The sequence below is a fragment of the Ensifer sp. Root142 genome (genome assembly GCF_001426785.1).
Taxonomy (GTDB): domain Bacteria; phylum Pseudomonadota; class Alphaproteobacteria; order Rhizobiales; family Rhizobiaceae; genus Ensifer; species Ensifer canadensis.
Genome location: NZ_LMFK01000012.1, coordinates 238,740 through 265,519, shown reverse-complemented (window position 1 = coordinate 265,519; position 26,780 = coordinate 238,740). Strand labels below are relative to the sequence as shown.

At 62.1% G+C, this 26,780-nt stretch carries 26 protein-coding genes, 2 tRNA genes and 1 riboswitch; of the genes, 12 read left to right on the top strand and 16 right to left on the bottom strand.

Annotated elements, in window-relative coordinates; genetic code table 11:
• Window positions 1-95: 95 nt before the first annotated feature.
• Complete coding sequence (locus tag ASD52_RS13795; RefSeq protein WP_025425815.1) at window positions 96-605, top strand: helix-turn-helix domain-containing protein; 510 nt, start codon at window positions 96-98, stop codon at window positions 603-605.
• A 3-nt stretch (window positions 606-608) separates the two neighbouring features.
• On the opposite strand, the gene ASD52_RS13790 is transcribed toward ASD52_RS13795, so the two are convergent.
• On the bottom strand, window positions 609-1,697 hold the full coding sequence (locus ASD52_RS13790; RefSeq protein WP_025425814.1) for a calcium:proton antiporter: 1,089 nt from the start codon (window positions 1,695-1,697) through the stop codon (window positions 609-611).
• Between the two features lie 183 nt (window positions 1,698-1,880).
• On the opposite strand from ASD52_RS13790, the gene ASD52_RS13785 reads away from it, so the two are divergent.
• The 4 genes from ASD52_RS13785 (at window position 1,881) to ASD52_RS13770 (ending at window position 4,784) form a co-directional block, all read left to right on the top strand.
• A complete protein-coding gene (locus ASD52_RS13785; RefSeq protein WP_025425813.1) occupies window positions 1,881-2,525 on the top strand; it encodes a helix-turn-helix transcriptional regulator in 645 nt (214 codons plus the stop codon).
• A gap of 13 nt (window positions 2,526-2,538) precedes the next feature.
• Window positions 2,539-3,369 (top strand): thermonuclease family protein, encoded by an 831-nt coding sequence (locus ASD52_RS13780; protein WP_025425812.1) that lies wholly within the window; start codon window positions 2,539-2,541, stop codon window positions 3,367-3,369.
• A 93-nt stretch (window positions 3,370-3,462) separates the two neighbouring features.
• Window positions 3,463-3,873, top strand: coding sequence for a tellurite resistance TerB family protein (locus tag ASD52_RS13775; RefSeq protein ID WP_025425811.1), 411 nt, complete (start codon window positions 3,463-3,465; stop codon window positions 3,871-3,873).
• 98 nt (window positions 3,874-3,971) lie between these two features.
• Entirely contained in the window at window positions 3,972-4,784 is an 813-nt protein-coding gene (locus ASD52_RS13770) for a sterol desaturase family protein (RefSeq protein WP_025425810.1), read from the top strand.
• 87 nt (window positions 4,785-4,871) lie between these two features.
• Here the strand turns inward: ASD52_RS13770 and ASD52_RS13765 are convergent, their stop codons facing one another.
• The 3 genes from ASD52_RS13765 to ASD52_RS13755 all read right to left on the bottom strand — a co-directional run bounded on the left by ASD52_RS13765 (window position 4,872) and on the right by ASD52_RS13755 (window position 7,143).
• Entirely contained in the window at window positions 4,872-5,705 is an 834-nt protein-coding gene (locus ASD52_RS13765; protein WP_038575856.1) for a transporter substrate-binding domain-containing protein, read from the bottom strand.
• Between the two features lie 185 nt (window positions 5,706-5,890).
• Window positions 5,891-5,965: transfer RNA gene (locus ASD52_RS13760), tRNA-Gly, on the bottom strand.
• Between the two features lie 80 nt (window positions 5,966-6,045).
• Complete coding sequence (locus ASD52_RS13755; RefSeq protein WP_025425808.1) at window positions 6,046-7,143, bottom strand: 2'-deoxycytidine 5'-triphosphate deaminase; 1,098 nt, start codon at window positions 7,141-7,143, stop codon at window positions 6,046-6,048.
• 74 nt (window positions 7,144-7,217) lie between these two features.
• Window positions 7,218-7,296: riboswitch (SAM riboswitch) on the top strand.
• Between the two features lie 44 nt (window positions 7,297-7,340).
• Here ASD52_RS13755 and ASD52_RS13750 point away from each other — a divergent pair.
• A complete protein-coding gene (locus ASD52_RS13750) occupies window positions 7,341-8,525 on the top strand; it encodes an O-succinylhomoserine sulfhydrylase (protein WP_057204268.1) in 1,185 nt (394 codons plus the stop codon).
• Window positions 8,526-8,567: 42 nt separating this feature from the next.
• Here ASD52_RS13750 and ASD52_RS13745 read toward each other — a convergent pair whose 3' ends face one another.
• Entirely contained in the window at window positions 8,568-9,182 is a 615-nt protein-coding gene (locus tag ASD52_RS13745; protein WP_025425806.1) for a CDP-alcohol phosphatidyltransferase family protein, read from the bottom strand.
• A 111-nt stretch (window positions 9,183-9,293) separates the two neighbouring features.
• On the opposite strand from ASD52_RS13745, the gene apaG reads away from it, so the two are divergent.
• Window positions 9,294-9,686: a Co2+/Mg2+ efflux protein ApaG gene (gene apaG / locus ASD52_RS13740; RefSeq protein ID WP_025425805.1), complete on the top strand. Its 393-nt coding sequence runs from the start codon at window positions 9,294-9,296 to the stop codon at window positions 9,684-9,686.
• Window positions 9,687-9,692: 6 nt separating this feature from the next.
• Here apaG and ASD52_RS13735 read toward each other — a convergent pair whose 3' ends face one another.
• From ASD52_RS13735 to ASD52_RS13725, 3 genes are all read right to left on the bottom strand, one after another.
• Window positions 9,693-10,682, bottom strand: coding sequence for an Hsp33 family molecular chaperone (locus ASD52_RS13735; RefSeq protein WP_057224642.1), 990 nt, complete (start codon window positions 10,680-10,682; stop codon window positions 9,693-9,695).
• 346 nt (window positions 10,683-11,028) lie between these two features.
• A complete protein-coding gene (gene argF / locus ASD52_RS13730; protein ID WP_025425803.1) occupies window positions 11,029-11,946 on the bottom strand; it encodes an ornithine carbamoyltransferase in 918 nt (305 codons plus the stop codon).
• A 129-nt stretch (window positions 11,947-12,075) separates the two neighbouring features.
• A complete protein-coding gene (locus ASD52_RS13725; protein WP_025425802.1) occupies window positions 12,076-13,275 on the bottom strand; it encodes an aspartate aminotransferase family protein in 1,200 nt (399 codons plus the stop codon).
• 421 nt (window positions 13,276-13,696) lie between these two features.
• Between ASD52_RS13725 and ASD52_RS13720 the strand changes: the two genes are divergently transcribed.
• Window positions 13,697-14,218 carry a GcrA family cell cycle regulator gene (locus ASD52_RS13720; RefSeq protein ID WP_025425801.1) on the top strand — a complete coding sequence of 174 codons (522 nt, stop codon included), beginning with the start codon at window positions 13,697-13,699 and terminating at the stop codon, window positions 14,216-14,218.
• A gap of 168 nt (window positions 14,219-14,386) precedes the next feature.
• Here the strand turns inward: ASD52_RS13720 and phoB are convergent, their stop codons facing one another.
• The 7 genes from phoB to phoR form a co-directional block, all read right to left on the bottom strand.
• Entirely contained in the window at window positions 14,387-15,070 is a 684-nt protein-coding gene (phoB, locus tag ASD52_RS13715) for a phosphate regulon transcriptional regulator PhoB (protein ID WP_025425800.1), read from the bottom strand.
• Between the two features lie 303 nt (window positions 15,071-15,373).
• On the bottom strand, window positions 15,374-16,084 hold the full coding sequence (gene phoU, locus ASD52_RS13710) for a phosphate signaling complex protein PhoU (protein ID WP_025425799.1): 711 nt from the start codon (window positions 16,082-16,084) through the stop codon (window positions 15,374-15,376).
• Between the two features lie 56 nt (window positions 16,085-16,140).
• Window positions 16,141-16,956, bottom strand: a complete 816-nt coding sequence (gene pstB / locus ASD52_RS13705) for a phosphate ABC transporter ATP-binding protein PstB (RefSeq protein ID WP_025425798.1) — start codon at window positions 16,954-16,956, stop codon at window positions 16,141-16,143.
• 13 nt (window positions 16,957-16,969) lie between these two features.
• Entirely contained in the window at window positions 16,970-18,292 is a 1,323-nt protein-coding gene (pstA, locus tag ASD52_RS13700) for a phosphate ABC transporter permease PstA (protein WP_025425797.1), read from the bottom strand.
• Window positions 18,289-19,773, bottom strand: coding sequence for a phosphate ABC transporter permease subunit PstC (gene pstC, locus ASD52_RS13695; protein WP_057204270.1), 1,485 nt, complete (start codon window positions 19,771-19,773; stop codon window positions 18,289-18,291). Before pstC ends, pstA begins: the two co-directional genes overlap by 4 nt.
• 95 nt (window positions 19,774-19,868) lie before the next feature.
• Window positions 19,869-20,903, bottom strand: a complete 1,035-nt coding sequence (locus tag ASD52_RS13690; protein WP_025425795.1) for a substrate-binding domain-containing protein — start codon at window positions 20,901-20,903, stop codon at window positions 19,869-19,871.
• A gap of 194 nt (window positions 20,904-21,097) precedes the next feature.
• Window positions 21,098-22,369: a phosphate regulon sensor histidine kinase PhoR gene (gene phoR / locus ASD52_RS13685; RefSeq protein ID WP_025425794.1), complete on the bottom strand. Its 1,272-nt coding sequence runs from the start codon at window positions 22,367-22,369 to the stop codon at window positions 21,098-21,100.
• 131 nt (window positions 22,370-22,500) lie between these two features.
• Between phoR and ppk2 the strand changes: the two genes are divergently transcribed.
• Window positions 22,501-23,397, top strand: a complete 897-nt coding sequence (gene ppk2 / locus ASD52_RS13680; RefSeq protein WP_025425793.1) for a polyphosphate kinase 2 — start codon at window positions 22,501-22,503, stop codon at window positions 23,395-23,397.
• Between the two features lie 161 nt (window positions 23,398-23,558).
• Here the strand turns inward: ppk2 and ASD52_RS13675 are convergent, their stop codons facing one another.
• The gene (locus tag ASD52_RS13675; protein ID WP_057224641.1) at window positions 23,559-24,722 is read right to left on the bottom strand and encodes a hypothetical protein; all 1,164 of its coding nucleotides are present in this window, start codon (window positions 24,720-24,722) and stop codon (window positions 23,559-23,561) included.
• A 415-nt stretch (window positions 24,723-25,137) separates the two neighbouring features.
• On the opposite strand from ASD52_RS13675, the gene ASD52_RS13670 reads away from it, so the two are divergent.
• The 3 genes from ASD52_RS13670 to ASD52_RS13660 all read left to right on the top strand — a co-directional run bounded on the left by ASD52_RS13670 (window position 25,138) and on the right by ASD52_RS13660 (window position 26,770).
• Complete coding sequence (locus tag ASD52_RS13670) at window positions 25,138-26,148, top strand: nitronate monooxygenase family protein (RefSeq protein WP_025425791.1); 1,011 nt, start codon at window positions 25,138-25,140, stop codon at window positions 26,146-26,148.
• Window positions 26,149-26,226: 78 nt separating this feature from the next.
• Window positions 26,227-26,302 (top strand) — tRNA-Thr (locus ASD52_RS13665).
• 117 nt (window positions 26,303-26,419) lie between these two features.
• Entirely contained in the window at window positions 26,420-26,770 is a 351-nt protein-coding gene (locus ASD52_RS13660) for a hypothetical protein (protein WP_025425790.1), read from the top strand.
• Window positions 26,771-26,780 lie beyond the last annotated feature (10 nt).

Below are 26,780 nucleotides of genomic sequence, written 5' to 3'. Positions count from 1 at the left end.
CTTCCGCGCGCAGCCAGATAACTGATTTCATTTTGAAAGCAGTTGCAAGATAATTCCACTGATGCAATAATGCAAGCAGTTTTGAAAGGACCCCAATGAAAGACGATCATCGCTCCGGCTGCCCGATCAATCTCTCGCTCGAGGTCTTTGGCGACAAATGGAGCCTGCTGATCGTCCGCGACATGATCTTCGGGGGCAAAAGGCACTTCCGCGAACTGCTGCGATCGCAGGAGGGCATCTCGTCGAACATTCTTGCTGATCGGCTGAAGATGCTTGTCGAGCAGGGAATGCTGACCAAGACGGATGACCCGACGCACAAGCAGAAGGCCATCTACAGCCTCACAGAAATGACCATCGCGCTGGTGCCGATCATGGCGCATCTCGGCGCCTGGGGGCGGCGCTACCTGCCCGTCAGCGAAGAGCTCAGCATCCGGGCCGAACTGATGGAAACCGGCGGGCCTGAGCTCTGGAACCGCTTCATGGACGAGCTTCGCTACGAGCATCTCGGACTGGCCCTCGATGGTCCGCCGCGCGTGCGCGCGACATTGCAGGCAGCCTTTGAGGATGTCGTCGCCCGCAAGACCAGGGAAAACGCGGTCGCTTGAGGACTACAAACCGATAGCCGAAAGCATGACGAAGGTGGAAAACAGCACGAAATGCGTCATGCCCTCGATGGCATTGGTTTGACCGTCGTTGAGATTGATCGCTGCAACGATCAGCGTGATCGCCACCATCACCGTCTGCACCGGCGACATCGCCATGATGAAAGGCTGGCCGGTGTAAAGCGCAATCGCCTCCATCACCGGCACGGTCAGGATCACGGTCGACAGCGATGCTCCGAGCGCGATGTTGACGACCGCCTGCATGCGATTGGCAAGTGCTGCACGCATCGCCGTCATGATCTCGGGCGACGCCGAGATTGCGGCGACGACGATGGCGGCGACGGCCGGCGGCGCGCCGCTCCCCTTGAGGCCTGAGGTCAGCAGCCCCGACATGATTTCGGCAAGCGCGCCGATCAGCACCACGCCAATGAGCAGGATCACGATCGACGGCAGCACCGGCTCGTCGGGTTCACCGGCATCATCAATCCCGTCGCTCCTCGCCCGGGGGTAGCTGTAGCTGAAGAAGTAGCTGTGCACCCCCACCTGCATGCGCAGGAACAGCGTGTAGAGCATGATCATCGCGCCGATGGTGAAGGCGGAATAGAAGTGCCACCTCGCGGCCGGCACGAATTCGGGCACGACCATCGAAATGCCCATCGCCGTCAGGATCATGACGCTGTAGGTGCGCGCGGAATTGTCGTTGTAGGGTTGCTCTCCGTGTTTCAGCCCGCCAAGCAGCGCGGCAAGACCGAGAATGCCGTTGATATCGAGCATCACGGCGGAATAGATCGTGTCGCGCACCAGCGTCGGCGAACTCTCGCCGGTCATCATGATCGCCAGAATGATCACTTCCACCAGCACGGCGGACAGCGTCAGGATCATCGTGCCATAGGGGTCGCCGACCTTGGCCGCGAGGACTTCGGCGTGATGGGCGACCCGCATCGACGCCAGCACGATCGCACCCACCAATGCGGCCGCCCCAACGAGCGAAGCTACCTGCCCCATTTCGAGCAAGGGGTGCTCCAGCACAAAACCGGCAATCGCGGCAACCAAGGCGGCGAACAGCAGACGTTCGGATTTCAGCACCGCCAACAAATGAGCCCCCTCGCCGGCTAAACTCAAGCAACGACAAGGACTATAGAAGCGGGCCACTCTATTTCAATCGGAACGACCAAGGATTATTTTCCTCCCTGTTCTTTACCACCCTGGCCGGCTTGGTTAATCTACTGTCGAATAAGGACGTGCGGCCGTCGCCGCCCTGCCGCGGAACAGACATTCATGCTGTCACACGACACCATCTGGCACGCCATCGATGCGTTGGCCGAGCGCCACCAGCTCTCGCCGTCCGGGCTTGCGCGCCGCGCCGGGCTCGACCCGACGTCCTTCAACAAATCCAAGCGCCAGTCCGCCGATGGCCGCGAGCGCTGGCCGTCGACGGAATCGATCGCCAAGGTGCTGGATGCGACCGGTGCGACCATCGACCAGTTCATGGCGCTGATGCGCCCTGACGCCGCCCGAACCGAGCCGTATAAACCCGCCATACCGCTGATCGGTTTTGCCCAGGCTGGCGCTGGCGGCTTCTTCGACGATGGCGGGTTTCCGGCCGGCCAGGGCTGGGACGTCGTCGATTTCCCGGCGGCGGCCGAGCGACGCGCCGGCATCTATGCGCTCGAGATCCAGGGCGAAAGCATGCTGCCGCTCTATCGCGACGGCGACGTTCTGATCGTCGACCCGGGCGCGCAGGTCCGGCGCGGCGACCGTGTCGTGGTCAAGACCCGCGAAGGCGAGGTTATGGCGAAAATCCTGGTGCGGCATACTCCACGCAATATCGAACTGCTATCGCTCAATCCGGAACATCCCAACCGGAGTTTCGAGATGAGCGAAGTCGAATGGATTGCCCGGATCATCTGGGCCAGCCAATAGGACATCTTTCCTGATGCGGCAGCAACTGGTCACCCTGGCAGGCGGGATTGCCGCCATAGCGCTCTATACCGGCATCCTCTATGCCGGCGCCACGACGATCCGCGACCGGGAAAGTGGCGCCACGCCGGACTTCGTGCTCGAAACGCCCGACATGGGGGAAACGCAGCCTGAGGTCGGCGCCGAAGACGTGCCGTTCGACATGACGGCCCCTGAACAGAACGACACGGTGCCTGATGGTGGCCAGAGCGAAAGCAGCTCCCACTCGACCGAGACCACTGCCCGCGCCATCGAACCGCAACAGTTTGGTCTGCCCGACGAAGTCACGACGAAGCCACTCGAACGCATAGAACCGCGAACGCCGCTGTCGGATACCGACAGGGACAAGCCGAAGGCGCCGACGGTCCTCCAACAGCCGATGGCGCTCGCCGCCGGGCTCATCCGCTTCGGCAAGATAACACTGCAACTCGACGGCATCGAGCCGGAAGCGGCGGAACGGACCTGCGAAAGCGCCGGCAAAAGCTGGCCCTGCGGCATGGTCGCCCGGACCGCCTTCCGCAACTTCCTGCGTGCCCGTGCGGTCAACTGCGACATCCCCGGAGACGGAACGGGCGAGACCGTCACCGCCCGGTGCACCGTCGGCGGCCAGGATCCTGCCGCCTGGCTGGTTGCCAATGGCTGGGCGACACCGTTGCCGGGCTCGGTGCTTGAAGAGCAGGCCGAAGCGGCACGCAAGTCAAGGCTTGGCTTCTACGGCGATGACCCGCGCGATTTTCGCCAAACGCCGATGCCGTTCGACGATCCGAGCGCCGCTGCAACGATGGACGAAGCGGCACCGGACTTGTAAGGAACGGCGGAACACACCAGTTCTTCCTACAGCGCCGCGCGTCTTATTAGACGCGCAGACGTCGCTGCAGCAGACACTTTGCGGAAAGCCTCCATGCCACCCAACCTCAGCCAGCACGAAGCCCTTGTCTATGTCATGGTGATGATGTCGGCGGTCGACCGGGAGATGAGCGACGACGAGTTCGCGCGCATCGGCAGGCTCGTGCAGTTTCTTCCCGCCTTCGAAGGCTTCGACGAGGACCAGCTTGTGCTCGTCGGCCACGAATGCTCAGCCCAGCTTGCCGCCCCTGAAGGCCTCGACATCGTGCTTGAGATCGTTCGCGAGGCGCTGCCGGAGAGGCTTTACGAGACGGCTTATGCGCTCGCCGTCGAGATTGCGGCCGCCGACCAGCGCATCCGCAACGAGGAGATCCGCCTTTTGCAGTTGCTGCGTGATCGCCTCGGCCTCGACAAGCTTACCTGCGCTGCAATCGAACGCGGCGCGCTCGCCCGCTTCCGCAGGTAACGGCGGGCCGATCCGGCCGGTTCACGTCAACGTGTCTTGGCGCTCTCCTGCCGAAGCGTGATATCGCTTCACCGAAAAACGGCAGCGAGGCCTGAGGGATGCAGCTTTTCGGCGTGACCGAACCCATGTGGCGCCTTTTGGCCTTTCTCTCGGTCTTTGCCGCCATGGCGGCGCTCGAGCTTCTGCACCCGAGGCTGGAGCGGCCGGAACTGCAAAAGGCGCTGAAGGCGCGCCGCTGGTTTACCAACCTCTCTATCCTGGTTCTGTCCTCGCTTTCGCTGCGGCTGATCTTCCCGGCCGCTGCCACGGGCGCGGCACTCTGGGCTGAAGCGCGGGGATACGGCCTGCTGCCGGCATTGGGCGTTCCTCCGCTCGTGGCCGGCGCAATCGCCTTCGTCTTGCTCGACTTCGCCGTCTGGCTGGAACATGTCGCCTTTCACAAGGTCCCCGCCCTATGGCGAATGCACCGGGTTCATCACGCCGACCCGGGCGTCGACCTGACCACGGCGCTGCGCTTTCATCCGCTGGAGATCGTCGTCTCGATGATCTGGAAGATTGCCGTCGTCGTCGCGCTCGGCGCACCTGCCGTCGCCGTGCTGATGTTCGAGATCGTGCTGAATGCCGCTGCCATGTTCAACCATGCCAATCTGCGGCTGCCACCCCGCCTCGACCGGGCGCTGCGGCCGCTGATCGTCACGCCCGACATGCACCGCATCCACCACTCGACCGAGCGCTCGGAAACGGATTCGAACTACGGCTTCAACCTGGCGATCTGGGACCGGCTGTTCTCGACCTATACGGATCGGCCGCGACGGGGCGACGATGCGATCGAAACGGGGTTGACCGCCTATGGCCGCAGCGAGCCGACCAAGCTTTTGTGGTCGTTACTCCTGCCCTTCCGTCGCAGTTGATTTGGAGCATGTCCGCGCAAAGTGTGCGGCGGTTTGGCGACATAAACTGCAGAGCGTTTCTGTCTCAGAGGAGCCGCTGAAACGCTCCTAGTAAATTCCGTTCGGGAAATAGCGCAGGTAGATCTCGTCGAGCCGCCCACTGCGCGAAAGCGCCAGCAAGGCGTGATCGATCGCCTGCGTCAGCGCCGGCTCGGCCTTGCGGTTCATGATCGTCAGGCCCTCGCCAAGAAAGCGTTGCGAGAAATAGGCGCCGTCGACAAGCGCGCAGCATCCGGCGGCAGCGCTGCCGGACACCCAGAAGGAAAGCTGCATGCCGTCGGAAAAGACGGCTGCGACCTCGCCCTTCTGCAGAGCGGCGAGCATGGCATCGCGATCGGGAAAGATCCTGGCTTCAAGCTTGGGGAAAAAGGCCCTGAACATCACCTCATGCGTGGTGCCGGAAACGACGCCCACCGCCTTGCCCTTCAGGCCCGACGGATCGGAGACGGCGCCGGCTGCCTTGGTGTTGACGGCGAAGCGCGCAGGAAGCCGTATGAACGGCCTGGAGAAGCCGAAGCGCTGACGCAGTTCCGGACTGACGGAGATGCCGGCGGCGACCGCCTCGCCCTGTCCCTCTTCCAGCGCCGGGAGCAGCTCGGCATAGGTGACCGCCTGGATCTGGCATTTGGCTTCGATATCGAGTTCGCGGCAGATCTCGCGCACCAGGTCGACATGGAAGCCCGAAAGCTTGCCCGATTGGTCGATGAAGTTGAACGGCGGGAAATCCACCGTGGTCAGGAACCGTAGGCGCGCAAGGCCGGTCAGATCCGGCTTGGCAATGCGCTCGCGCGCATCGAACAGATTGGGCAGATCCCTGGGCTGGGCGGCAAGCGAACCGGCCATCAGATACACGCACAGAGCCAGCAGTCGGTGGATTTTCATGGGCAATGGCCAGCGCGTCTCTTGGTGGTACCGCACGGCCAGCGCGGCCGCAGATGATTCATGGGTGATGACAAGATTAGCCGGATGGAACCGGGCTGGCTACTGGCTTCGGCGTCCGACGGTTCGGGCCGTCGCACGCAGGAGTGCCGGCTCAAAGCGCGATGGGCTGACATTGAAGAAAAAAGTGGAGCGGGTGATCGGGATCGAACCGACGACATCAAGCTTGGGAAGCTGGCGTTCTACCACTGAACTACACCCGCAGCGCTTCGGAAACTTCCTCAACCGCATGCATCTGTCAAGGACCGTTGCGCCGCGTTGCCGCGCAACGGCACTTTTTCTGTTACTCCGCGTGGAAATGCTTGGAGAGCTTGAGACCCTGAGCCTGATAGTTGGAGCCAAGACCGAGGCCGTAAAGTCCCTCCGGGCGTTCCAGCATATGTTCATAGACCAGCCGGCCGACGATCTGGCCATGCTCGAGGATGAAGGGAACCTCGTGGCTGCGGACTTCGAGCACCGCTCGGCTGCCGCTGCCGCCGGCAGAGGCATGGCCGAAGCCCGGATCGAAGAAGCCGGCATAATGCACGCGGAATTCACCGACCAATGGATCGAACGGCGTCATCTCGGCAGCGTAGAGCGGCGGAACATGCACAGCTTCGCGCGAAACGAGGATGTAGAATTCGTCGGGATCGAGGATCAGCTCGTCGCGGCCACGGCTATAGAGCGGCTCCCAGAAGTCGAACACGGCATGCTGCGCCTTCTTGTCGACATCGACGACCGCGGTGTGATGCTTGCCGCGGTAGCCGATCAGTCCGTCCGGGCCCGTACCCTTGAGATCGATCGAGAGCGCGATCCCGCCGCCGCTGACATTGGGCTTGTCGCTCGCAACCAGCATATCGCTTTCATGCAGCGCCAGCAGTTCCTGCTCGGAGAGCAGCGACTGGCCGGTGCGGAAGCGGATCTGCGACAGGCGCGAACCGCGCCGCACGACGATCGGGAAGGTGCGCGGGCTGATTTCGAGGTAAAGCGGTCCGCGATATCCAGCCGGGATCTTGTCGAACTCCTGGGCGCGATCGGTGATGACGCGGGTGAAGATGTCGAGGCGACCGGTCGAGCTCTTCGGATTTGCCGAAGCCGACATGGTCTCCGGCAGATCGAGGCTTTCCATCAGCGGCACGATATAAACGCAGCCGGTTTCCAGCACGGCGCCGTCGGAGAGATCGACGACATGCAGTTTCAGCCGGTCGAGCTTGTCGGCAACGAGATGCGCCGGCCCCGGCATGAAGCTCGCGCGCACGCGAAATGCCTTGGCGCCGAGGCGCAGGTCGAGGCTTGCCGGCTGGATCTGATCGGTATCCAGCGCCTTTTCGCTTTTCAAGCGTCCGGTCGCAAACAGCGCGGCGATCGCGCGGTCGGCCAAAATCCCAGTCTCGCGGCCCATTTCGATCCTCTTTTCAGTTGCGAGACAAAACCAAACTCCAGGAATTGACGCAAGCGCACCCAAGCAGTATTGGAGCTTTATCCCGTGGTGATTTGGCCGGTCGGCTTGCAGCCACGTTAAACAAGTAGCTAAAAAGGCCGGGTTTCAAACCGGCCCTTCACGCGGCCGGTTTTTTTGTTTTTGAAGGTGATCGTCACATGAGCAAAAACTGGCGCCCGGCAACCCAACTCGTCCACGGCGGAACGACCCGCTCCCAGCACGGCGAGACGTCCGAGGCGATCTTCCTCACCCAGGGCTTCGTCTACGAGACATCCGAGGCGGCGGAAGCACGCTTCAAGGGCGAGACCGAAGGCTTCATCTATGCCCGTTACGGCAGCCCTACCAACGACATGTTTGAAAAGCGCATGTGCATGCTGGAAGGCGCCGAAGACGCGCGCGCCACGGCATCAGGCATGGCTGCCGTCACTGCCGCCATTTTATGCCAGCTGAAGGCCGGCGACCACATCGTTGCCGCCCGCGCCCTCTTCGGCTCCTGCCGCTGGGTGGTCGAGACGCTGGCCCCGAAATACGGCATCGAATGCACGCTGGTCGACGGACGCGATCTCGCGAACTGGGAAAAGGCGATCCAGAAGAACACCAAGGTCTTCTTCCTGGAAAGCCCGACCAACCCGACGCTGGAAGTGATCGACATTTCAGGCGTTTCTCGGCTCGCCAACCAGATCGGCGCCAAGGTCGTGGTCGACAACGTCTTCGCCACGCCGCTGTTTCAGAAGCCGCTGGAACTCGGCGCGCATATCGTCGTCTATTCCGCCACCAAGCATATCGACGGCCAGGGCCGGTGCCTCGGTGGCGTGGTTCTGTCCGACAAGGACTGGATCAACGAGCATCTGCATGACTACTTCCGCCACACCGGCCCGGCGATGTCGCCGTTCAACGCCTGGACGTTGCTGAAGGGCATCGAGACGCTGCCGCTGCGCGTCAAGCAGCAGACCGAAAACGCCCGTCGCGTCGCCGACTTCCTCGCCGAGCGGCCGCAGATCGCCAAGGTGATCTACCCCGGCCGCGCGGACCATCCGCAGGCCGACATCATCGCCAAGCAGATGACCGGCGGTTCGACCCTTGTCGCCTTCGAACTCAAGGGCGGCAAGGATGCGGCCTTCGCACTGCAGAACGCACTGCAGATCGCCCGCATCTCCAACAATCTTGGCGATTCCAAAAGCCTGATCACCCATCCGGCGACGACGACGCACAAGAACCTGACGGACGAAGCTCGCGACGAGCTCGGCATTTCCGCCGGCACCGTTCGTTTCTCCGCCGGTATCGAGGACAGCGACGACATCGTCGAGGACTTCGCCCGCGCGCTGAAGACCGTCAAGGCCTGATACCCACGAACAAGACGGCCGCCCCGAGATCGGCGGCGGCCGCTACTCGACGTCGCGAAAACGCGTTCGCGCGAGCACAATGCGCGATAGCGCGGTGTAGAGGCAGACGACCGCAAACAGCGCCGCCAGCAGCGGAAACCACGTCGGGAACAGGCAGAAGGCCAGGAAGGCGGCGATCGTCTCCGTCGCCTCGGCAAGCCCGGTGGTGAAGTAGAGCGATTTTGCCCCCCGCACATCCGTCGTCATCGCTCGCTTTTCGGCCATAATGGCATAGGCGAGAAAACTCGATCCGTTGACGTAGAACGAGAAGAGCAGCAGACCGCCGACAAGACCGTTGGCCTGCGGATCGGCGCCGATGAAGCCGAGCGGGATGGCACCGTAGAAGGCGAAGTCGAGCACGATGTCGAGGAAACCACCGAAATCGGTTTTGCGCGTGGCGCGTGCCACCGCACCATCAAGTCCATCGCAAAGCCGGCTAACGACGATAACAATGGCGGCGGCAAGGTAGTATTGTCCGGCAATGAGGACAGCGGCAACGAGGCCGAGCGCGAGGCCGGTGATCGTGACCGCATTGGCACCGACACCCCCGCGGGCAAGTGCTGCACCGAGCCGATCCAGTATCGGATCCAGATGTTTTCTCACCGCGCCATCAAGCATCGGCCTCGCCTTTCCGCAGACTTGCCGCCGACGCATGCAATCCTGCCGTTATTCTTGACGAAACCATCTTGCTGTAGAATACCCTGAAAGACTTGAAACAAGGTGTTGCTCATGTATCGCGCGCTCACTCGCGACATAGAAGTTACGGTGGAGCCTTATTATCTGGAAGAGCAATCTGATCCGGATGACAGCCGCTATGTCTGGGGCTACCGCATCGTCATCGCCAACCATTCGGCCGAGTCGGTTCGGCTGATGACACGCTACTGGCATATTACCGACGAGAACGGCCAGGTGGACGAAGTCAGCGGGCCCGGTGTCATCGGAGAGCAACCGTTGCTGAACCCCGGCGATACCTACGAATATTCCTCCGGATGCCCGCTCGATACGCCGTCCGGCGTCATGTTCGGCCACTACAGCATGGAATCGGAAGGCGGAGAACACTTCAACGTGGCAATCCCCGCCTTCTCGCTTGATTCACCAGGGCTCGTTCGAACCCTGAATTGAGGCATCCTACTGCTGGCGGACCTCGCTTGCCTCGAAGCGATAGGTGGTCGAGCAGAACTCGCACGTCACCTTGATCAAGCCGTCCTCGATGGTGCTCTCGATATCGTCGGCGTGCAGTCCGGTGAGCACCGAGCGGATCTTTTCGCGCGAACAGCTGCAGCGATCATAGACCGCCTGCGGCTCGTAGACGCGAACGCCGCGCTCGTGGAACAGCCGATAGAGCAGACGTTCCGTGCCGACCATCGGGTCGGTCAGTTCGTCGGCATCGATCGTCTCGACCATGACCTTGGCTTCCGCCCAGAGATCGTCCTCGTCGAAGAGATCCTCGTTGTCGTCGCCGTCACCCCCCGAAAGATCCGGTTGGCGCATGCGCTCCGGCGCATCCGGCAGGAACTGCGCGACCATGCCGCCGGCGCGCCAGCGATGGCGCGGCTTGCCGTTCTCGTCGCGGTCGAGCAGTTCGGCAACGCCGAGGCGCACCTTGGTCGGGATCTGCTCCGACTGGCGGAAGTAGACGCCGGCAATCTCCTCGAGCGTGGCGCCATCGAGCGCAACGATGCCCTGATAGCGCTGGGTATGGGCACCCTGATCGATGGTGAAGGCGAGAACGCCCTTGCCCAGCAGCTCATGCGACTGGGTGCGTCCGTCCTTCAGAGCTTCCTCCAGCGCTTCCTCGTTGAAACGGGCATAGGCGCGCACCCGATCGGGCGTGGCAAAATCGGCGACGACAAGATCGACCGGGCCGTCGCTCTTCGTCTGGACGATAAGCTTGCCGTCGAACTTCAGCGACGTTCCGAGCAGCACGGTCAGCACCACGGTCTCGGCAACCAGCCGCGCGACCGGAAGCGGATAGTTGTGGCGGTCGAGGATCGCATCGAGCATCGGGCCGAGCTGAACGGCGCGGCCACGCACATCGAGGCCCTCCACCTGGAAGGGCACGACATGATCGTCACCGGCAAAGTCGAATTCGCCAAGTCCTGGTGCCATCTCAGTCATCTGCTGCTCCTTACGTCACTAAAGCGCGTCGCGATCGCCAGGATTCGCTGACTGCGCTTCAAGTTTTTGTTCTTGCGCATATCGTTATCGCAAAACCGCTGCGCACTTTTCCGCGACATGCTTGGGAGAGGGCCGCGCAGAGAACATAAACATCCTCCGGTGCAGCCTGCCCGTTATCCTATTCGATCCCGCCATAAACGGATTTGTCTAGCAGGCATGTGCCGTTTTGCCGGCCGATCATGCGCTGCCTGTCGTCAGGTAACGTCCGTTGTTTCCACCCCGGAACGTCCCGCATTCGGCCTAAATCGTGTCGCATGCGGGAAATTTCAATAGGCAGACGCGCCGATCAGACGAGCCCCATGCACCAGGCGATGATCGACTTCTGTGCGTGCAGCCTGTTTTCCGCCTCGTCGAATACCACCGACTGCGGCCCGTCGATGACCTCGTCGGTCACTTCCTCGCCGCGATGCGCCGGCAGGCAGTGCATGAACAGTGCGTCCGGCGAGGCGTGCCTCATCAGCGCGTCGTTGACCTGGAAGGGCTGGAAGACGTTGTGGCCGCGAGCGCGATGCTCCTGGTTCATGGAAATCCAGGTGTCGGTAACGACGCAATGCGCGCCGGCAACGGCCTGCTCGGCCTCATGGCAAAGCAGGATCTCGCCGCCATTGTTGCGCGCCCAGTTGAGGATCTTGTCGTGCGGCTCGGAACCGAGCGGCACCGCCATGTTCATGCGGTAGCCGAAACGGGCCGAGCCCTCGATCAGCGAGTGAAGCACGTTGTTTCCGTCGCCGGTCCAGGCGATGGTCTTGCCCTTCACCGGGCCGCGATGCTCCTCGAAGGTCATGATATCGGCCATGATCTGGCAGGGATGGGTGTCGTCGGTCAGGCCGTTGATGACGGGCACCGTGGCGTGCTCGGCAAGCTCGAGAAGACGGCGATGATCGGTGGTGCGGATCATGATCGCATCGACGTAGCGTGACAGCACCTTGGCAGTGTCGCCGATGGTCTCGGCGCGGCCGAGCTGCATTTCGGTGCCCGAGAGAAACAGGGTTTCGCCGCCGAGCTGGCGCATGCCGACGTCAAAGGAGACGCGCGTGCGGGTCGAAGGCTTTTCGAAGATCATCGCCAACATCTTGCCGGCGAGCGGCTTTTCGGCGGTTCCGGCCTTCGTCGCCGTCTTTCGCACGCGTGCGTCATCGATGATCGTGCGCAGATCGGCTGCCGTCATGGCCGAAAGATCGATGAAATGTCTTGTGCCTGCCATCGTAGTCAATTCCTGTCTCAGAATGGCCCGTGGAGCGCGACCGGTGTCGAAGAGCCAAAAGAACGCTCGACACCTTGGGCTCGCGCATGGACCCTTGGGAAAATCGCTGCCGATCTCCGGGTTCACAAATTAGGCTGCGGCGGTACCGCTGCTGCTTCTCACGGCTTCGGCCGCGCGCTCGATCCGCGCCAGGCCTTCGCGCGCTTCCGCGGCGGTCACCGTCAGCGGCGGCAACAGGCGCAGGACGTTTTCGCCGGCCGGAACAGCCAGCAGCTTCTCCGCGCGGATCGCCTTCAGGAGATCGGCCGAAGGGCCTTTCGCCTTGATGCCGAGCATCAGGCCGTCGCCGCGGATATCCTCGATCACATCGGGGAAACGGTCCTTCAACGACGCGAGGCCCTGGCGGAAGACCAGGGCCACGTCGCGGACATGCTCCAGGAAACCGTCGGCCAGGATGACGTCGAGCACGGCGTTGCCGACAGCCATGGCAAGCGGGTTGCCGCCATAGGTCGAACCGTGCGTACCGGCGACCATGCCGGCAGCCGCCTCTTCGGTCGCAAGGCAGGCACCGAGCGGGAAGCCGCCGCCGATGCCCTTGGCGACAGCCATGATATCCGGACGGATGCCAGCCCATTCATAGGCGAAAAGCTTGCCGGTGCGGCCGACGCCGGACTGGACCTCGTCGAGGATCAGCAGCAGACCGAACTCGTCGCAAAGCGCGCGCAGCTCCTGCATGAATTCCTTGGTGACCGGGCGGATGCCGCCCTCGCCCTGGATCGGCTCGATCAGGATCGCCGCCGTCTCGTCGGTGATCGCATCCTTGAGCGCCGTGATATCGCCGAAGGGAACCTGATAGAAACCCGGGGCCTTCGGGCCAAAGCCCTCGATGTACTTCTGCTGACCACCCGCCGCGATGGTCGCGATCGTGCGTCCGTGGAAGGCACCCTCGAAGGTGATGATGTGGAACTTCTCCGGATTGCCCTTGGCATAGTGGTAGCGACGCGCAGTCTTGATCGCGCATTCGAGCGCCTCGGCACCCGAGTTGGTGAAGAAGACACGATCGGCGAAGGTGACGGCCGTCAGCCGGCGTGCAAGGCTCTCCTGGCCGGGGACCTCATAAAGGTTGGACAGGTGCCAGACCTTCTCGGCCTGCGCCTTCAACGCCTCGACCAGATGCGGATGCGCATGGCCAAGCGAGTTGACGGCGACGCCGGCGGCGAAGTCGAGATAGCGCGAGCCGTCTTCGGCGATCAACCAGACGCCCTCTCCTCGCTCGAAACGCAACGGCGCACGCATGTAGGTGTCGTAAAGCGGCGTGGTTGCAGTCATGGCGAGCCTCTCCTTCATTGCTATCGGCATCGATCCGAGCCCCTGTTGAGCGCGGCAAAAAATTAAAAATGCCGCCTTGCGGCGGCGCAGGCACTATTCCTATTTCGCAGCGCAATGTCAACAAAACCAAGCTTTGCAGTGCGGTCGGACGGGTCTGATCCATGCGACGAAAAAATCACGCGACGGGGCTTGCAAAAATGCAACGCCCACCGAGCAAGTTGGGGAAAACCAAGAAATCGATTCGGCGCGATTCGCGGGACTCTTGCCACGGAGTCCGCCGGTCAGTAGGTTAATGTTCAATTACTAGACGCATGCGGCGGGCCTAGTCACCAAAAGTGTTATCGCGTTGCAGCTCCGGAGCCTGTCCGGAGCGTGGTGAGAGATTCTGTCATCGCCAACGCTGAGAACGGAGAGTGCAGAAATGAACTGGACTGACGAGCGGGTGGAAAAACTGAAGAAGCTTTGGTCCGAGGGCCTGAGCGCGAGCCAGATCGCGGCACAGCTCGGCGGCGTCAGCCGCAATGCGGTCATCGGCAAGGTTCACCGGCTGAGCCTGCCCGGCAGGGCCAAGGCTGGCGGAACCACCGCCGCGACCCGGCCGAAGCAGCGCCCGACTTCGGCGCCGCGCGCTCCGAACTACGCTTCGCGCGTCACGACACGGACGGTTACCCGTGCGGCCGGCGCGACCGTGCTCAAGGAAGAGGTCGAAGTCGATCTCGTCGCCGAACAGGATTTCCGCATCCAGACGGATGTGGTCGTGCCAATGTCGCGCCGCCTGGAGCTGACGCAGTTGACCGAGCGCACCTGCAAATGGCCGATCGGCGACCCGCTCAAGGAAGAATTCCACTTCTGCGGCAACGATTCCCCGGAAGCTTCGCCCTATTGCACATTCCATGCGCGGCTTGCCTATCAGCCGACCTCCGAGCGCCGTCGCGCTCGCTGAGACGACCGAAAACCACATGCAGAAAAGGGGCCGCACGGCCCCTTTTTTATTGGCTGCTGCATGTTTCCCTGGTTCGTATTCGCTTCAAGGAAACATGCCGCAATTCAAGATGCAACAGCGACCTTTGCGCGTCCATTAAGATGCGCGGCGCTGCAGTGGCCGGCTGGCTCAGCTTTCGAGCGAGTAGCCGGCACCGCGAACGGTGCGGATGACATCAGGCATGCTCGAGAAATTCAGTGCCTTGCGCAAGCGACCGACATGCACGTCGACGGTGCGCTCGTCGACATAGATATCGTGGCCCCAGACGCCATCAAGGAGTTGCGAGCGCGAGAACACCCGGCCCGGCGACGACATCAGGAATTCGAGCAGGCGGAATTCCGTCGGACCAAGGCGGACCTCGCGGGTGCGGCGATGCACGCGATGGGTCTCGCGATCGAGCTCGATGTCGCCGCAGCGAAGCAGCGTCGAGAGGACCTCGGGCTTGGCGCGCCGCAGCATCGCCTTGACACGGGCCATCAGCTCCGGGGTCGAGAACGGCTTGACGACATAATCGTCGGCGCCGGTGGCAAGGCCACGAACCCGCTCGCTCTCCTCGCCGCGCGCCGTCAGCATGATGATCGGCAGGCGCTCGGTTTCCGGACGTTGGCGCAGCCGGCGGCAAAGCTCGATGCCGGAAACGCCCGGCAGCATCCAGTCGAGGATCAGGAGATCCGGGAGGCGCTCCTGTAGGCGGATCTCCGCCTCGTCTCCGCGCAGGATCGTATCAACATCGAACCCTTCGGCTTCGAGGTTATAACGCAGCAGGACACTCAGCGCCTCTTCGTCTTCGACAACGGCGATTTTCGGCAACATCAGGCAACGTCTCCTTACCCAGAGCGTCTCGCGTTCGATCGAACGCAAAGAGATGCTCGAACATATAGAATCTGGAGCACTCCGCGCGTTTTCATAGGCACGCGCGAAAACGTATAGCTTCAGACGCAGTAGAGCAGGGCCGCAACCAGGGCTGCGACCGGAGCAGGTTCATAAGCAGGCACTCGAACGTATCCGGGTCTTAAAGCGCGTCGCGATCTCTAAGATGCGCTTGTTGTGCTTTAAGTTCTTGTTTTTGCACATGTCGTTATCGCAAAACCGCTGCGCACTTTTGCGCGACATGCGTTAGTCCTTCACGGCACCCAGCGTCGACGTATTGTCGTCCTTCGGACGCTCGCCTTCCGGCTGCGCGCCCGTCGCCATGTAGTAGATCGTCTCGGCGATATTGGTGGCGTGGTCGCCGATACGCTCGATGTTCTTGGCACAGAAGAGAAGATGCGTGCAGGGCGTGATGTTGCGCGGATCTTCCATCATGTAGGTGAGCAGCTCGCGGAACAGCGAGGTGTAGATCGCGTCGATCTCCTCGTCGCGCTCGCGGATGCTGTTGGCCTTCTCCGGCGAGCGGGAAGCGTAGACGTCGAGGACTTCCTTGAGCTGCACCAGCGCAAGCTCTGCCAGGTGTTCAAGACCGCGCGCCAGCTTGCGCGGGATGCCGGAGCCGGCAACCGCGATGACACGCTTGGCGTTGTTCTTGCCGAGGTCGCCGACGCGCTCCAGATCGGACGCGATGCGGATCGATCCCATGATCTCGCGCAGGTCGGCAGCAACGGGCTGGCGCTTGGCGATGGTGACGATTGCCTTTTCGCCGATCTGGCGTTCGGCTTCATCGAGGATGGTGTCGTCGGAGATCACCTTCTGCGCCAAGGCGAGGTCAGAATTGACAAGCGCACGAACGGATTCGCCCACCATCTGCTCGGCAAGCCCGCCCATCTCGGAGATGCGGCGCGTGAGATATTTCAGTTCTTCGTCGTAGGCGGACATTATGTGCATGGACATAGTCTTCGATCCTTGCGGGCGCGTTCAGGAAACGGGGTGAAGAGGAGCTTCGGCCATCAACCGAACCGGCCCATGATGTAGTCCTGGGTACGCTGGTCATCCGGATTGGTGAACATCTTGTCGGTGTCGTTCTCCTCGACAAGATTGCCGAGGTGGAACATGGCAGTGCGCTGCGAAACACGCGCCGCCTGCTGCATCGAGTGGGTGACGATGACGATCGTGAAGTTGGTACGCAGCTCGTGGATCAGTTCCTCGACCTTGGCCGTCGCGATCGGATCGAGCGCCGAACAGGGCTCGTCCATCAGGATCACTTCAGGGCTGACGGCAACGGCGCGCGCGATGCACAGACGCTGCTGCTGGCCGCCCGAAAGACCGGTGCCCGGCTCCTGCAGGCGATCCTTCACCTCGTTCCACAAACCAGCCTTCTGCAGGCTGGTCTCGACGACTTCGTCGAACTCAGACTTGGTGCGGGCAAGCCCGTGGATGCGCGGGCCGTAGGCGACGTTGTCGTAGATCGACTTCGGGAACGGGTTCGGCTTCTGGAACACCATGCCGACGCGGGCTCGCAGTTCCACGACGTCGATCGTCGGGTCGTAGATGTCGTCTTCATCGAGCGTGATCTTGCCGGTGACGCGGCAGTTCTCGATGGTGTCGTTCATGCGGTTCAGCGTGCGCAGGAAGGTCGACTTGCCGCAGCCCGAAGGGCCGATCAGCGCTGTCACCGTGTTCTCGCGGATATTGAGATTGACGTCGAAAAGCGCACGCTTCTCGCCGTAGTAGACCGACACATCCTTGCCGATCATCTTGTAGGGCACGGTGTTCATTTTCTGATCCAAGGCTTTTTCGACTGCTGCTTCTGACATGATGTTCATAGTAATTACCTCACTACCAACGGCGCTCAAAGCGACGTCGCAACAGAATGGCGCCAAGGTTCATGACGACGAGGAAGATGAGAAGAATGATGATCGCGCCGGATGTGCGCTCGACGAAGGCGCGTTCCGCCTCGTTGGCCCACATGTAGATCTGCACCGGCAGCGCGGTCGACGGCTCCATCGGCGAGCCGGGATAATCGACGACGAAGGCGACCATGCCGATCAACAGCAGCGGCGCGGTTTCGCCAAGTGCATGGGCGAGACCGATGATCGTGCCGGTCAGGATGCCCGGCATCGCCAGCGGCAGGACGTGGTGGAAGATGGTCTGCATCTTCGACGCACCGAGACCGAGCGCTGCCGAGCGGATCGACGGCGGGACCGCCTTCAACGCTGCACGGGTGGCGATGATGATCGTCGGCAGGGTCATCAGCGTCAGCACCAGGCCGCCGACGAGGGCGGCCGAGCGCGGCATGCCGGCGAAGTTGATGAATACGGCCAACCCCAAGAGACCGTAGACGATCGACGGAACGGCGGCGAGATTGTTGATGTTGACCTCGATGAGATCGGTCAGCCGGTTCTTCGGCGCAAACTCTTCGAGATAGATCGAGGCGGCAACGCCGATCGGCAGCGACAGCACGAGCACGATCAGCATCATGAACAGCGAACCGAGGGCGGCAACGCCGACGCCTGCCGCTTCCGGACGGCTCGAGGCACCGAAGGTGAAGATGCCGGTGTTGAAGCTCTTCTTCAGGACGCCGGCGCTTGCAAGCTCGTTCATCCAGGTGACCTGCTGGTCCTTGACCTTGCGCTTGCTCTCATCGACCTTCAGGTCGATCTGCCCCTTGAAGGCGGAGTCGACATTGGCTTCGGCGAGCAGTGTCACCGGTATGGTCTTGCCGATAACCGACGGGTCGGCGACGACGATGTCGCGCAACAGCGTGCGGGAGCTTGCAGACACCATGTCGGTGGCCCGCTTGACCAGCGGACGATTGCTCGGATCGATGCCGAGCTGCTTGATCAGCGCATCGCGGACCAGCAGCGGATAGTTGGCCGCCACCAGCACCTTGCCGTCGGTCGCGCGCTCACCCTTGGGATCGATGACCTTTTCGGTGAATTCGATCGGCAGCGTGATCGTCGTCTGCTGGAACGCGGTGTAGCCGTTGGAGATCACCGTCCACAGCAGCAGAGCGAGGAAGAACAGGCCAAGACTGATGGCGCTGATGCCATAGGCACGGAACCGACGCTCGGCCGCGTAGCGACGCTTGATGCCGATATCACGCTTGGCGGATGCGGGGCGGACGGAGATCCGGACGGCCGGGGAAGCGATGTCGGTCATTCGTACTGTTCCCGATATTTGCGCACGATGTAGAGCGCGTAAATGTTGAGGCCGAGCGTGATAACGAAGAGCGTGATGCCGAGTGCGAAGGCAACCAGCGTCTGCGGCGAGGTGAACTCAAGGTCACCCGTCAGCTGGTTGACGATCTTCACCGTCACCGTGGTCATCGGCTCGAAAGGATTGATTTGCATGCGGGCCGCGACACCGGCGGCAAGCACCACGATCATCGTCTCGCCGACGGCACGCGAGGCGGTCAAAAGCAGAGCGCCGACAATGCCCGGAAGTGCTGCGGGAAGGATGACCTTCTTGACTGTCTCGGAGCGGGTGGCACCAAGGCCGAGCGAACCGTCGCGCAGGGCCCGCGGTACCTGGGTAATGATGTCATCGGAAAGCGAGGACACGAACGGGATCAGCATGATGCCCATGACGATGCCGGCGGTCACGACGCTCTGTGCCTGGATGAAGTTCTGATAATTGCCGGTGACGAGACCGTTCAGTTGGGCAGAGATATCGCGCAGGAATGGGCCGACGGTCACAAGTGCGAAGAAACCGTAGACGATGGTCGGGATGCCGGCGAGCACTTCGAGCAGGGGCTTTGCCGTCGAACGCAGTCGTGGGCTGGCATATTCCGCCATGTAGATGGCGGCAAACAGGCCGATCGGCACCGCAAACAGCATGGCGACGAAGGCGATGTAGAGCGTACCGGCGAGAAGCGGGATCAGGCCGAACTGGCCGGAGGAGCCACCGCTTCCGGCGGCAGCAAACCGGGGGTCCCAGACCGTGCCGAAGAAGAACTCGAAGGGTGAAACCATCGTGAAGAAGCGGCCGGCTTCCGACAGCATAGAGGCGATGATGCCGACCGTCGTCAGGATGGCGATCGAGGACGCTACGATCAGCGCGCCGAGCATGACGCGCTCGACCTGGTTGCGGGCGCGGAAGCGGGTGGCGATGTTGCGGATGGCATAAAAGCCGCCGGCAATCGCGATCAGCAGGACGACGGCGCTCATCAGCCAGCGATTGGTGGCGCTCATCGCGTTGAAATGCTGGGCGGCGGTGATCATGTAGGGTTCGCCCTCGCCGGCAAGAGCCACGCCCTTGGCCGCAAGCGTCGAGCGAAGATTGGCCGAACCGCTTTCAAGCGCCGAAACTTCTTCGGCCGTCAACCGCTTCAGGCCGCCGGCGACCGACTTGACCTGGCCAAGCGCCAGCTCGACCGTGGCGCCGCCCTGCGTCTGCACCGTCTCGGGCAAGGTCGCCCGGGTGCTGGAGTCGATATACATGGGCGCGGCGACGAGCCAGGCGCCGAGTACGAGCGCCGCTGGAAGGATCGCCCAGATGGCGACATAGCTGCCGTGATAGCCGGGTAAGGAATGCAGATTGGAGAGCTTGCCGCCAGCCTGTGCGAAGGAGCGCGCACGACCCCCAAAATAAGAAACAAAACCAATTACAACAATGAGCAAAAGAAGAAATGAAGTACTCATCGGCACGTCTCCGCGGCGTGACGCTCAATGCGCTGCCGGCAGTTCGGATGGAGGCATGCCCCGGCGCGAGACCATCGCGCCGGGGCTTGTCAGTATCAGAGCATGTTGCCGGCTGCGAAAGCCTTGCGAACTTCTTCGCGCTCGGCGTCCGGAGCAGCGACGAGGCCGTATTCTGCAAGCGGGCTTTCCGGGCCGATCATCTGATCGTCGAGGAAGAACTCAACATATTCCTTGAGGCCCGCGATAACGCCGAGATGTGCCTTCTTGACGTAGAAGTACAGCGGGCGGGAAACCGGGTATTCGCCGGAAGCGATCGTTTCGGTCGACGGAACGATGCCGTTGACGGTGGCGACCTTCAGCTTGTCGGCGTTGTTTTCGTAGAAGGACAGGCCGAATACGCCGATGCCGTTCTTGTTGGCAGCGATACGGGCCAGCGTTTCGGTGTAGTCGCCGTCGATGTCGACAGCCATGCCGTCCTTGCGGACTGCGACGCACTTGCTGTGCTGCTGCTTCTCATCGGCAACGGCGGCCTTGATGACGTCAATGGCGCCAGCTTCCTTGCAACCTGCGGCCAGGATCTTCTCTTCGAAGACTTCGCGCGTGCCGTGCTTTTCGCCCGGGATGAAGGCGGCGATGTCGGCGTCCGGCAGAGCGGAGTTGACTTCAGACCACTTCTTGTAAGGGTTGGCAACGAGCTTGCCGTCGACGACGATTTCGGCAGCCAGACCCTTGTAGAGATCAACGGGCTTCAGGGCGAGGTCGGCGTTGCCGGCGTCGGTTGCGAAGACGATGCCGTCATAACCGATCTGGATTTCCTGGATCTCGGTGACGCCGGCGGCCTTGCAGGCCTCGACTTCGCTGTCCTTGATCTTGCGGGAGGAGTTGGCGATGTCGATGGTATCAGGGCCAACGCCCTTGCAGAATTCCTTCAGGCCGGCCGAGGAGCCGCCGGATTCGACAACCGGGGTCTTGAAGTCCGGGAACGTTTCGCCGAACGTCTCGGCGACGATCTTTGCGTAGGGAAGAACGGTCGAGGAGCCGGCGACCTGAACCTGATCGCGCGCGGCAGCCACGCCGGCGAATGCGGCGGATGCGACAAGCGCCGCTACGGTGAGTTTAAGAGCTTTCATAAAAGTTCTCCCGGAATGGGCTGGTGTTGAGTGCGCCAAGCGTTGCAGCGCTCTTCGCCGTTTGATCGGCTGCCCCTAACTAGCCGCCGATAGCCACACCTTTTATGTCAGTTTCGCGAAACATTTATGACAGCTCATGTCATTGAAAATAATAATGAAAAATGAACACAGCGGCATTATCCCGCGCCAATATGTCAAAAGCGCACGGTAAACACCGTGCCCTTGCCCAACTCCGAGTGGATCAGGAGCCGCGCGCGGTGGCGGGTCAGGATGTGCTTGACGATCGCAAGGCCGAGACCGGTGCCCTTTTTCGAGCGGCTGGCCTCCACATTGACGCGATAGAACCGCTCGGTGATGCGCGGCACATGCTCGGCCGGAATGCCGGGGCCGTAGTCTCTGACCACGACCTCCGCCTGCCCGCCGTCGTCGCCGGAAAGCTCGACATCGACCCTCTTGCCTTCCTGGCCGTATTTGCAGGCATTCTCGATCAGGTTCTCGAAAACCTCGATCAGTTCGTCGCGATCCCCCTGAACGACCACAGGCGTCTCGGGCATTGTCAGCGTGATCGTCACGTCAAGATCGCCCGCAAGCGGAGCAAGACTGTCGCGGACATGGCCGAGCAGCGGCCGCAGATCGATCGTATCGTCTGGCGCGATGTGCGATTTCAGCTCCAGCCGCGACAGCGACAGGAGGTCGTCGACGAGGCGGCTCATGCGCGTCGCCTGCTCGTGCATGATGCCGAAGAACTTCTCCTGCGCCTTCGCGTCGTTGCGCGCCGGGCCTTGCATGGTTTCGATGAAGCCGCGCAGCGACGCCAGCGGCGTGCGCAACTCGTGGCTGGCGTTGGCGACGAAGTCAGAGCGCATGCGATCGATGCGGCGGGCCTGCGAAATATCGCGGTAGGTCAAGAGAAAGATCCGGCGCCATGGGCCATCGCCACCGATTTCGGCTGGCGCCACCCGGACCACATAGACGGCATCGGACGGCAGCCGCTCGGTGTGCTCGATCTGGTTGATCTTGCCGGTCGCGATCGTCTCGCGGACCATATCGAGAATGCCGGGCGAGCGAACGCGGGCGGCAAGATAGCTGTTGGGCGGGATGGTGCCGAAAGCCTTTTCGGCAGCGATGTTCTGGAAGACGACCGTTTCATCGACAGCCACCACCAGCACCGGCATATCGAGCGCGTTCAGGGCTGGGATCAGGGCGTCGCTGGCCGCGCCCGCAACCGCGGCCACCTTTGCCGCTTTTGCGGCCTTCGGTAGCACCGAAGGCGCGCTGCGGTTGAGCAGGGCTGCGGCAAGCACGATCCAGAACGGCAGCACGACGAGGAAATGAATGCCGGCGACGGTCGCAAGCGCGGCGAGCAGCGCCGTCAGGCCGAGGAGCCAACGTTCTGCCTTCAGTCGCGGCACGAGCATCCGCCAGAACGCCTTGGAACCGTCCAGCACGATATCCTCATGAATCACTTTGTCTTCCTCCCGACCCTAAATGGTCGAGAGATAGCGACCGTTCATGACATGATTTTCACGACGCGCTTGAATCCGCAATGCAATTGTGGCCTCCTCACAGGAAATCGCTCGGGCTGGAGGAAGACCAAATGGCGTCAACGCAGGCAGCAACGAAGACCGAAAGCCGGGCGGTAGAACTCGATATCGGCGGCAAGAAGCGGCTCTTCGACATCGACAATCCCGAATTGCCGAAGTGGATCGACGAGGCCGCGTTCTCCTCCGACGACTACCCCTACAAGAAGAAGCTCGACGACGATGAATACCTGAAGACGCTGGAAAAGCTGCAGATCGAACTGGTCAAGCTGCAACTCTGGCAGCAGGCAACCGGCAAGCGCATCATCGCCCTGTTCGAGGGCCGCGACGCGGCCGGCAAGGGCGGCGCGATCCATGCGACCAGCGGCAACCTGAACCCCCGCTGGGCGCGCGTCGTCGCGCTGACGAAGCCGACAGAAACCGAGCGTGGGCAATGGTACTTCCAGCGCTACATCGCGACGATGCCGACATCAGGCGAACTCGTTCTCTACGACCGCTCTTGGTACAACCGCGCCGGCGTCGAGCCGGTCATGGGCTTCTGCACGCCCGAGCAGCACGAGCAATTCCTGAAGCAGGTGCCGCGCTTTGAAAAGATGATCGTGCACGAAGACATTCAGTTCTTCAAATTCTGGATCAACATCGGCCGCGAGATGCAGCTCAAGCGCTTTCACGACCGCTGCCATGATCCTCTGAAAATCTGGAAGCTGTCGCCGATGGATATCGCCGCACTCAACAAATGGGACGATTATACCGATAAGCGCAACCAGATGCTGAAAGAGACCCATACGGACCAGGCGCCATGGACCGTGGTGCGTGGCAACGACAAGCGGCGCGCCCGTCTCAACCTCATTCGGCACATGCTTTCCAAGCTCGATTATGAGGGCAAGGACAAGGACGCCATCGGCGAGGTCGATGACAAGATCATCGGCTCGGGCCCCGGCTTCCTGAAATAGGCCCGCGGCCTGTCGCGCAAAAGTGCGCAGCGATTTTGCGACAACGACATGCGCAAGAAAAGACGCGCGGCGCTGTAAAGCGCAACAAGAGAACACTTGAGATCGGGACGCGCTTTAGCGTCAGCCGGCCGCCCGTCGGTCTATACCCACCTGCGTTGGGATTATTGACCCGGCAGGACGCGGATGGCGTAAAGGTTCATGCCCTTGCCGCCGCCGCTGATGTCGCTGTTGATGACGATCTGCCCGGCAGCACTCGGCGCAAGGCTGCGATCGAAGGTGACCTTGAACAGCATGTCGACCCGTTCGTCATGCAGGGTGAAACGGTGGCGACCGCACTCGCCCAGCGAAGAGAAGTTGCACTCCACCGCAAACTCGGTCGACTTGCCAGGTGCGGCCTGGACGGTCAACGCCAGTGTCGACGTCTTGCCTGAAAGCTCGGCCAGGATCGCGGCCGGGATCTCGATGGTCACGTCACCGTCGGCATCGGCATTCCCAGATGTCAGCAGGGCGCGCGGTCCGCCATCGTCGTTGACCTGTTCGGCGGTCGCCTGCGGGCCGGGCGTGATCGCGCCTGTCTTGCCGGGCGCATACACCTCGACCCAGTCGCCGGTGAAGCCTTCCTGGGCACCGAGGGTCTGCAGACCGGCGGCACCGTCGAAATCCTGCGATGCCACTGTTGCCGGCGGGTTGGCGACATTGGTATCGCGCGCGGCCGGCGACTGCAGCAGATTGTTGGTCTCGACCCACCAGACGGCAGCCACGACCGCGGCGGCAAGCGTCGCAACGACCATGGCGAGCGAAAGCAGACGCCCCCGCTTGCGACCGTCCGTCGCGCGCGCTTCCGGCGCAACTGCGCCTCGGCCTTCATGCGACTGCCTGGCCGCGACCTCGCCGGCCGCTGCCGTCGAGACAACGGGGCCATCGCGGTCGGCGCGAAGGCTGCCAAGCCCACCGTCATTCGGCGCATCGCGCGGTGCCTGGCCGGCGAAAGCCGGCTCGCGGCGGCCGCTAGCGGGCGCGGACGGCTGCAGCTCGGGCCTGCTCGTTGCTGTATCGCGTGGCGTGACCGCGTCGTCGAGGCTGACCGAAGGGGTCGGCGCCGGGCGTGCCTTCAACGCCGCGCGCTCCTCGGTTTCGATCGCATGGATGACCGCTTCCAGCCGATGGCGCTGCTGGGCGACGACGTTCTGATCCTCGATTCCCTGCTTCTGCAGCCCGGTTTCCAGCGCCTGTCGCGCAGATTGATAGATGCGCGCCCGCGTTTCGGCGTTGGTTCTGTCGGAGCGCTCCAGCGCATTTCGGATTGCAGTTTCGAGTCCGCTCACGTCAAATCCTTCTGTGCACACCGGGCCTTACAGCGCCGCGCGTCAAATATGACGCGTAAAGGACGCTGTAACGCCTTAAATCTGCTGCATAATCCTATCCCTGAATCGGATCCGATTTAAAGGATTATGCAGTAGCCCCCGCCGGCGCTCGGCATTCGATCGGTGCCTTTTTCATCATCCGCAAGCTCTTATCGGTTAATTCCGGATGCACGCCGTTGGTTTTGTTAACAATTGCGTAACCGCTGCTTTCAAAATCCGCAAGTCCGACGCGCCGGCAGCCCCGGCAACGGCGGGGAAAACTGCTTCCGAACCGTCGCTTCGCTTCGAAAATCCGCATCTTTGCAAGCGCGCAACTTGCTGCTATCTATTTTGACGTTTACGCAAACGTCAAAAATTTCATGGGATGGAGAACTCGATGTCGCTGCCGCCAATTCTTTCCGGAACGACGAGACTGCCTGTTGTCGGCGCACCCTTGTTCATCGTCTCGCATCCCAAACTGACGATCGCGCAGTGCAAGGCAGGAGTGGTCGGGTCCTTCCCGGCATTGAACGCCCGCCCGCAATCGCAGCTCGACGAGTGGCTTGCCGAAATCACCGAAACGCTGGCCGACCACGACGCCAAGAACCCCGGCCGTCCGGCTGCCCCCTTTGCCGTCAACCAGATCGTCCACAAGTCCAACACCCGCCTCGAACAGGACCTGATGCTCTGCATCAAGTATAAGGTGCCGGTGGTGATATCATCGCTCGGTGCCGTGCCCGAGGTCAACGCCGCCATTCATTCCTACGGCGGCATCGTGCTGCACGACGTGATCAACAACCGCCACGCCAATTCGGCGATCCGCAAGGGCGCCGACGGCCTGATCGCCGTTGCAGCGGGCGCGGGCGGCCATGCGGGCACGCTCTCGCCTTTCGCCCTCGTCCAGGAAATCCGTTCCTGGTTCGACGGCCCCTTGCTTCTCTCCGGCGCGATCGCCAATGGCGGCGCCATCCTGGCAGCCCAGGCGATGGGCGCCGACATGGCCTATATCGGCTCGCCCTTCATCGCCACGCAAGAAGCGCGCGCCAGCGACGCCTACAAGCAGATGATCGTCGACAGCAATGCCGCCGACATCGTCTATTCCAACTACTTCACCGGCATTCACGGCAACTACCTGAAGCCATCGATCTTGGCGGCTGGCATGGACCCGGAAAGCCTGCCGGAAGCCGACCCGTCGAAGATGGACTTCGCCCAGGCCACCGAGGGCGCCAAGGCCTGGAAGGACATCTGGGGCTGCGGCCAGGGCATCGGCGCGGTCCGCGAGGTCACTTCGGTCGCGCATATGGTCGATCGGTGGGAGCGCGAATACGACGCCGCGCGCGCCCGCCTCGGGCTCCGCCCCGCCCCCACGATCGCCGCCAACAAGGAATTTTCAAGTTCTCGAAACTGATGGCTTGAAATCTTGGCGCTTTGCGTTTATCAGCGCCTCACACTTCGTTCCGCGGACTTTTCGCGGAACCGCCTCAGGGCCGCTTTAGCTCAGTTGGTAGAGCACATCATTCGTAATGATGGGGTCAGCAGTTCGAGTCTGCTAAGCGGCACCATTTTCCTTCAAAGAAATGAGCACTGTAGCGGGATGAAAGTCTGAAGCTGGCCGAAGGTCAGCTCGTCTTGCCACGCATGAGCGGCCGGCAAGAGGTCCATTTCGAGGAAGCCGATCGATGTCGCTTAAAGTCAGCCGTTTTCAAGTTCACGAGGATGCCGTCCAGGCCAATGTCTCCGGCCGGACCTGTTCCTTGTCGGCGCTGGAGATCGGCGGCGAGGTGTTTGTCGTGCTCACCTGGCTCGGAAACAAGGACGCGGGCCTGCGCCGTCCGGAATACGTGCTGCCGTTGGCGTCGATACCGCATCAATCGCGCGAACCGGATGCCGGCTCGCCCTATCGCTGGATCCTGACAGGGACGTTGCCAATGTCGCTGTTCGACGGCAGCGCATCGCGGCAGGTCCGCCGACAGCACGGCGTCAGCCCCGGCCCGGCGCTCAACCTGCCGCTACCCGGCGCCACATCCTGATCTGCAGTCA

What these genes read in the sequence shown, in the direction of transcription:
- ASD52_RS13725 (WP_025425802.1), bottom strand. Translation starts at nt 13,275, where the DNA reads ATGACTGCAACCACGCCGCTTTACGACACCTACATGCGTGCGCCGTTG.
- phoB (WP_025425800.1), bottom strand. Translation starts at nt 15,070, where the DNA reads ATGTTGCCGAAAATCGCCGTTGTCGAAGACGAAGAGGCGCTGAGTGTC.
- ASD52_RS13770 (WP_025425810.1), top strand. Translation starts at nt 3,972, where the DNA reads ATGCAGCTTTTCGGCGTGACCGAACCCATGTGGCGCCTTTTGGCCTTT.
- ASD52_RS13755 (WP_025425808.1), bottom strand. Translation starts at nt 7,143, where the DNA reads ATGGGCCGCGAGACTGGGATTTTGGCCGACCGCGCGATCGCCGCGCTG.
- pstC (WP_057204270.1), bottom strand. Translation starts at nt 19,773, where the DNA reads ATGAGTACTTCATTTCTTCTTTTGCTCATTGTTGTAATTGGTTTTGTT.
- ASD52_RS13720 (WP_025425801.1), top strand. Translation starts at nt 13,697, where the DNA reads ATGAACTGGACTGACGAGCGGGTGGAAAAACTGAAGAAGCTTTGGTCC.
- argF (WP_025425803.1), bottom strand. Translation starts at nt 11,946, where the DNA reads ATGGCAGGCACAAGACATTTCATCGATCTTTCGGCCATGACGGCAGCC.
- pstA (WP_025425797.1), bottom strand. Translation starts at nt 18,292, where the DNA reads ATGACCGACATCGCTTCCCCGGCCGTCCGGATCTCCGTCCGCCCCGCA.
- ASD52_RS13750 (WP_057204268.1), top strand. Translation starts at nt 7,341, where the DNA reads ATGAGCAAAAACTGGCGCCCGGCAACCCAACTCGTCCACGGCGGAACG.
- ASD52_RS13745 (WP_025425806.1), bottom strand. Translation starts at nt 9,182, where the DNA reads ATGCTTGATGGCGCGGTGAGAAAACATCTGGATCCGATACTGGATCGG.
- ASD52_RS13795 (WP_025425815.1), top strand. Translation starts at nt 96, where the DNA reads ATGAAAGACGATCATCGCTCCGGCTGCCCGATCAATCTCTCGCTCGAG.
- pstB (WP_025425798.1), bottom strand. Translation starts at nt 16,956, where the DNA reads ATGAACATCATGTCAGAAGCAGCAGTCGAAAAAGCCTTGGATCAGAAA.
- ASD52_RS13660 (WP_025425790.1), top strand. Translation starts at nt 26,420, where the DNA reads ATGTCGCTTAAAGTCAGCCGTTTTCAAGTTCACGAGGATGCCGTCCAG.
- ASD52_RS13690 (WP_025425795.1), bottom strand. Translation starts at nt 20,903, where the DNA reads ATGAAAGCTCTTAAACTCACCGTAGCGGCGCTTGTCGCATCCGCCGCA.
- apaG (WP_025425805.1), top strand. Translation starts at nt 9,294, where the DNA reads ATGTATCGCGCGCTCACTCGCGACATAGAAGTTACGGTGGAGCCTTAT.
- phoU (WP_025425799.1), bottom strand. Translation starts at nt 16,084, where the DNA reads ATGTCCATGCACATAATGTCCGCCTACGACGAAGAACTGAAATATCTC.
- ASD52_RS13775 (WP_025425811.1), top strand. Translation starts at nt 3,463, where the DNA reads ATGCCACCCAACCTCAGCCAGCACGAAGCCCTTGTCTATGTCATGGTG.
- ppk2 (WP_025425793.1), top strand. Translation starts at nt 22,501, where the DNA reads ATGGCGTCAACGCAGGCAGCAACGAAGACCGAAAGCCGGGCGGTAGAA.
- ASD52_RS13780 (WP_025425812.1), top strand. Translation starts at nt 2,539, where the DNA reads ATGCGGCAGCAACTGGTCACCCTGGCAGGCGGGATTGCCGCCATAGCG.
- ASD52_RS13670 (WP_025425791.1), top strand. Translation starts at nt 25,138, where the DNA reads ATGTCGCTGCCGCCAATTCTTTCCGGAACGACGAGACTGCCTGTTGTC.
- ASD52_RS13735 (WP_057224642.1), bottom strand. Translation starts at nt 10,682, where the DNA reads ATGACTGAGATGGCACCAGGACTTGGCGAATTCGACTTTGCCGGTGAC.
- ASD52_RS13785 (WP_025425813.1), top strand. Translation starts at nt 1,881, where the DNA reads ATGCTGTCACACGACACCATCTGGCACGCCATCGATGCGTTGGCCGAG.
- ASD52_RS13765 (WP_038575856.1), bottom strand. Translation starts at nt 5,705, where the DNA reads ATGAAAATCCACCGACTGCTGGCTCTGTGCGTGTATCTGATGGCCGGT.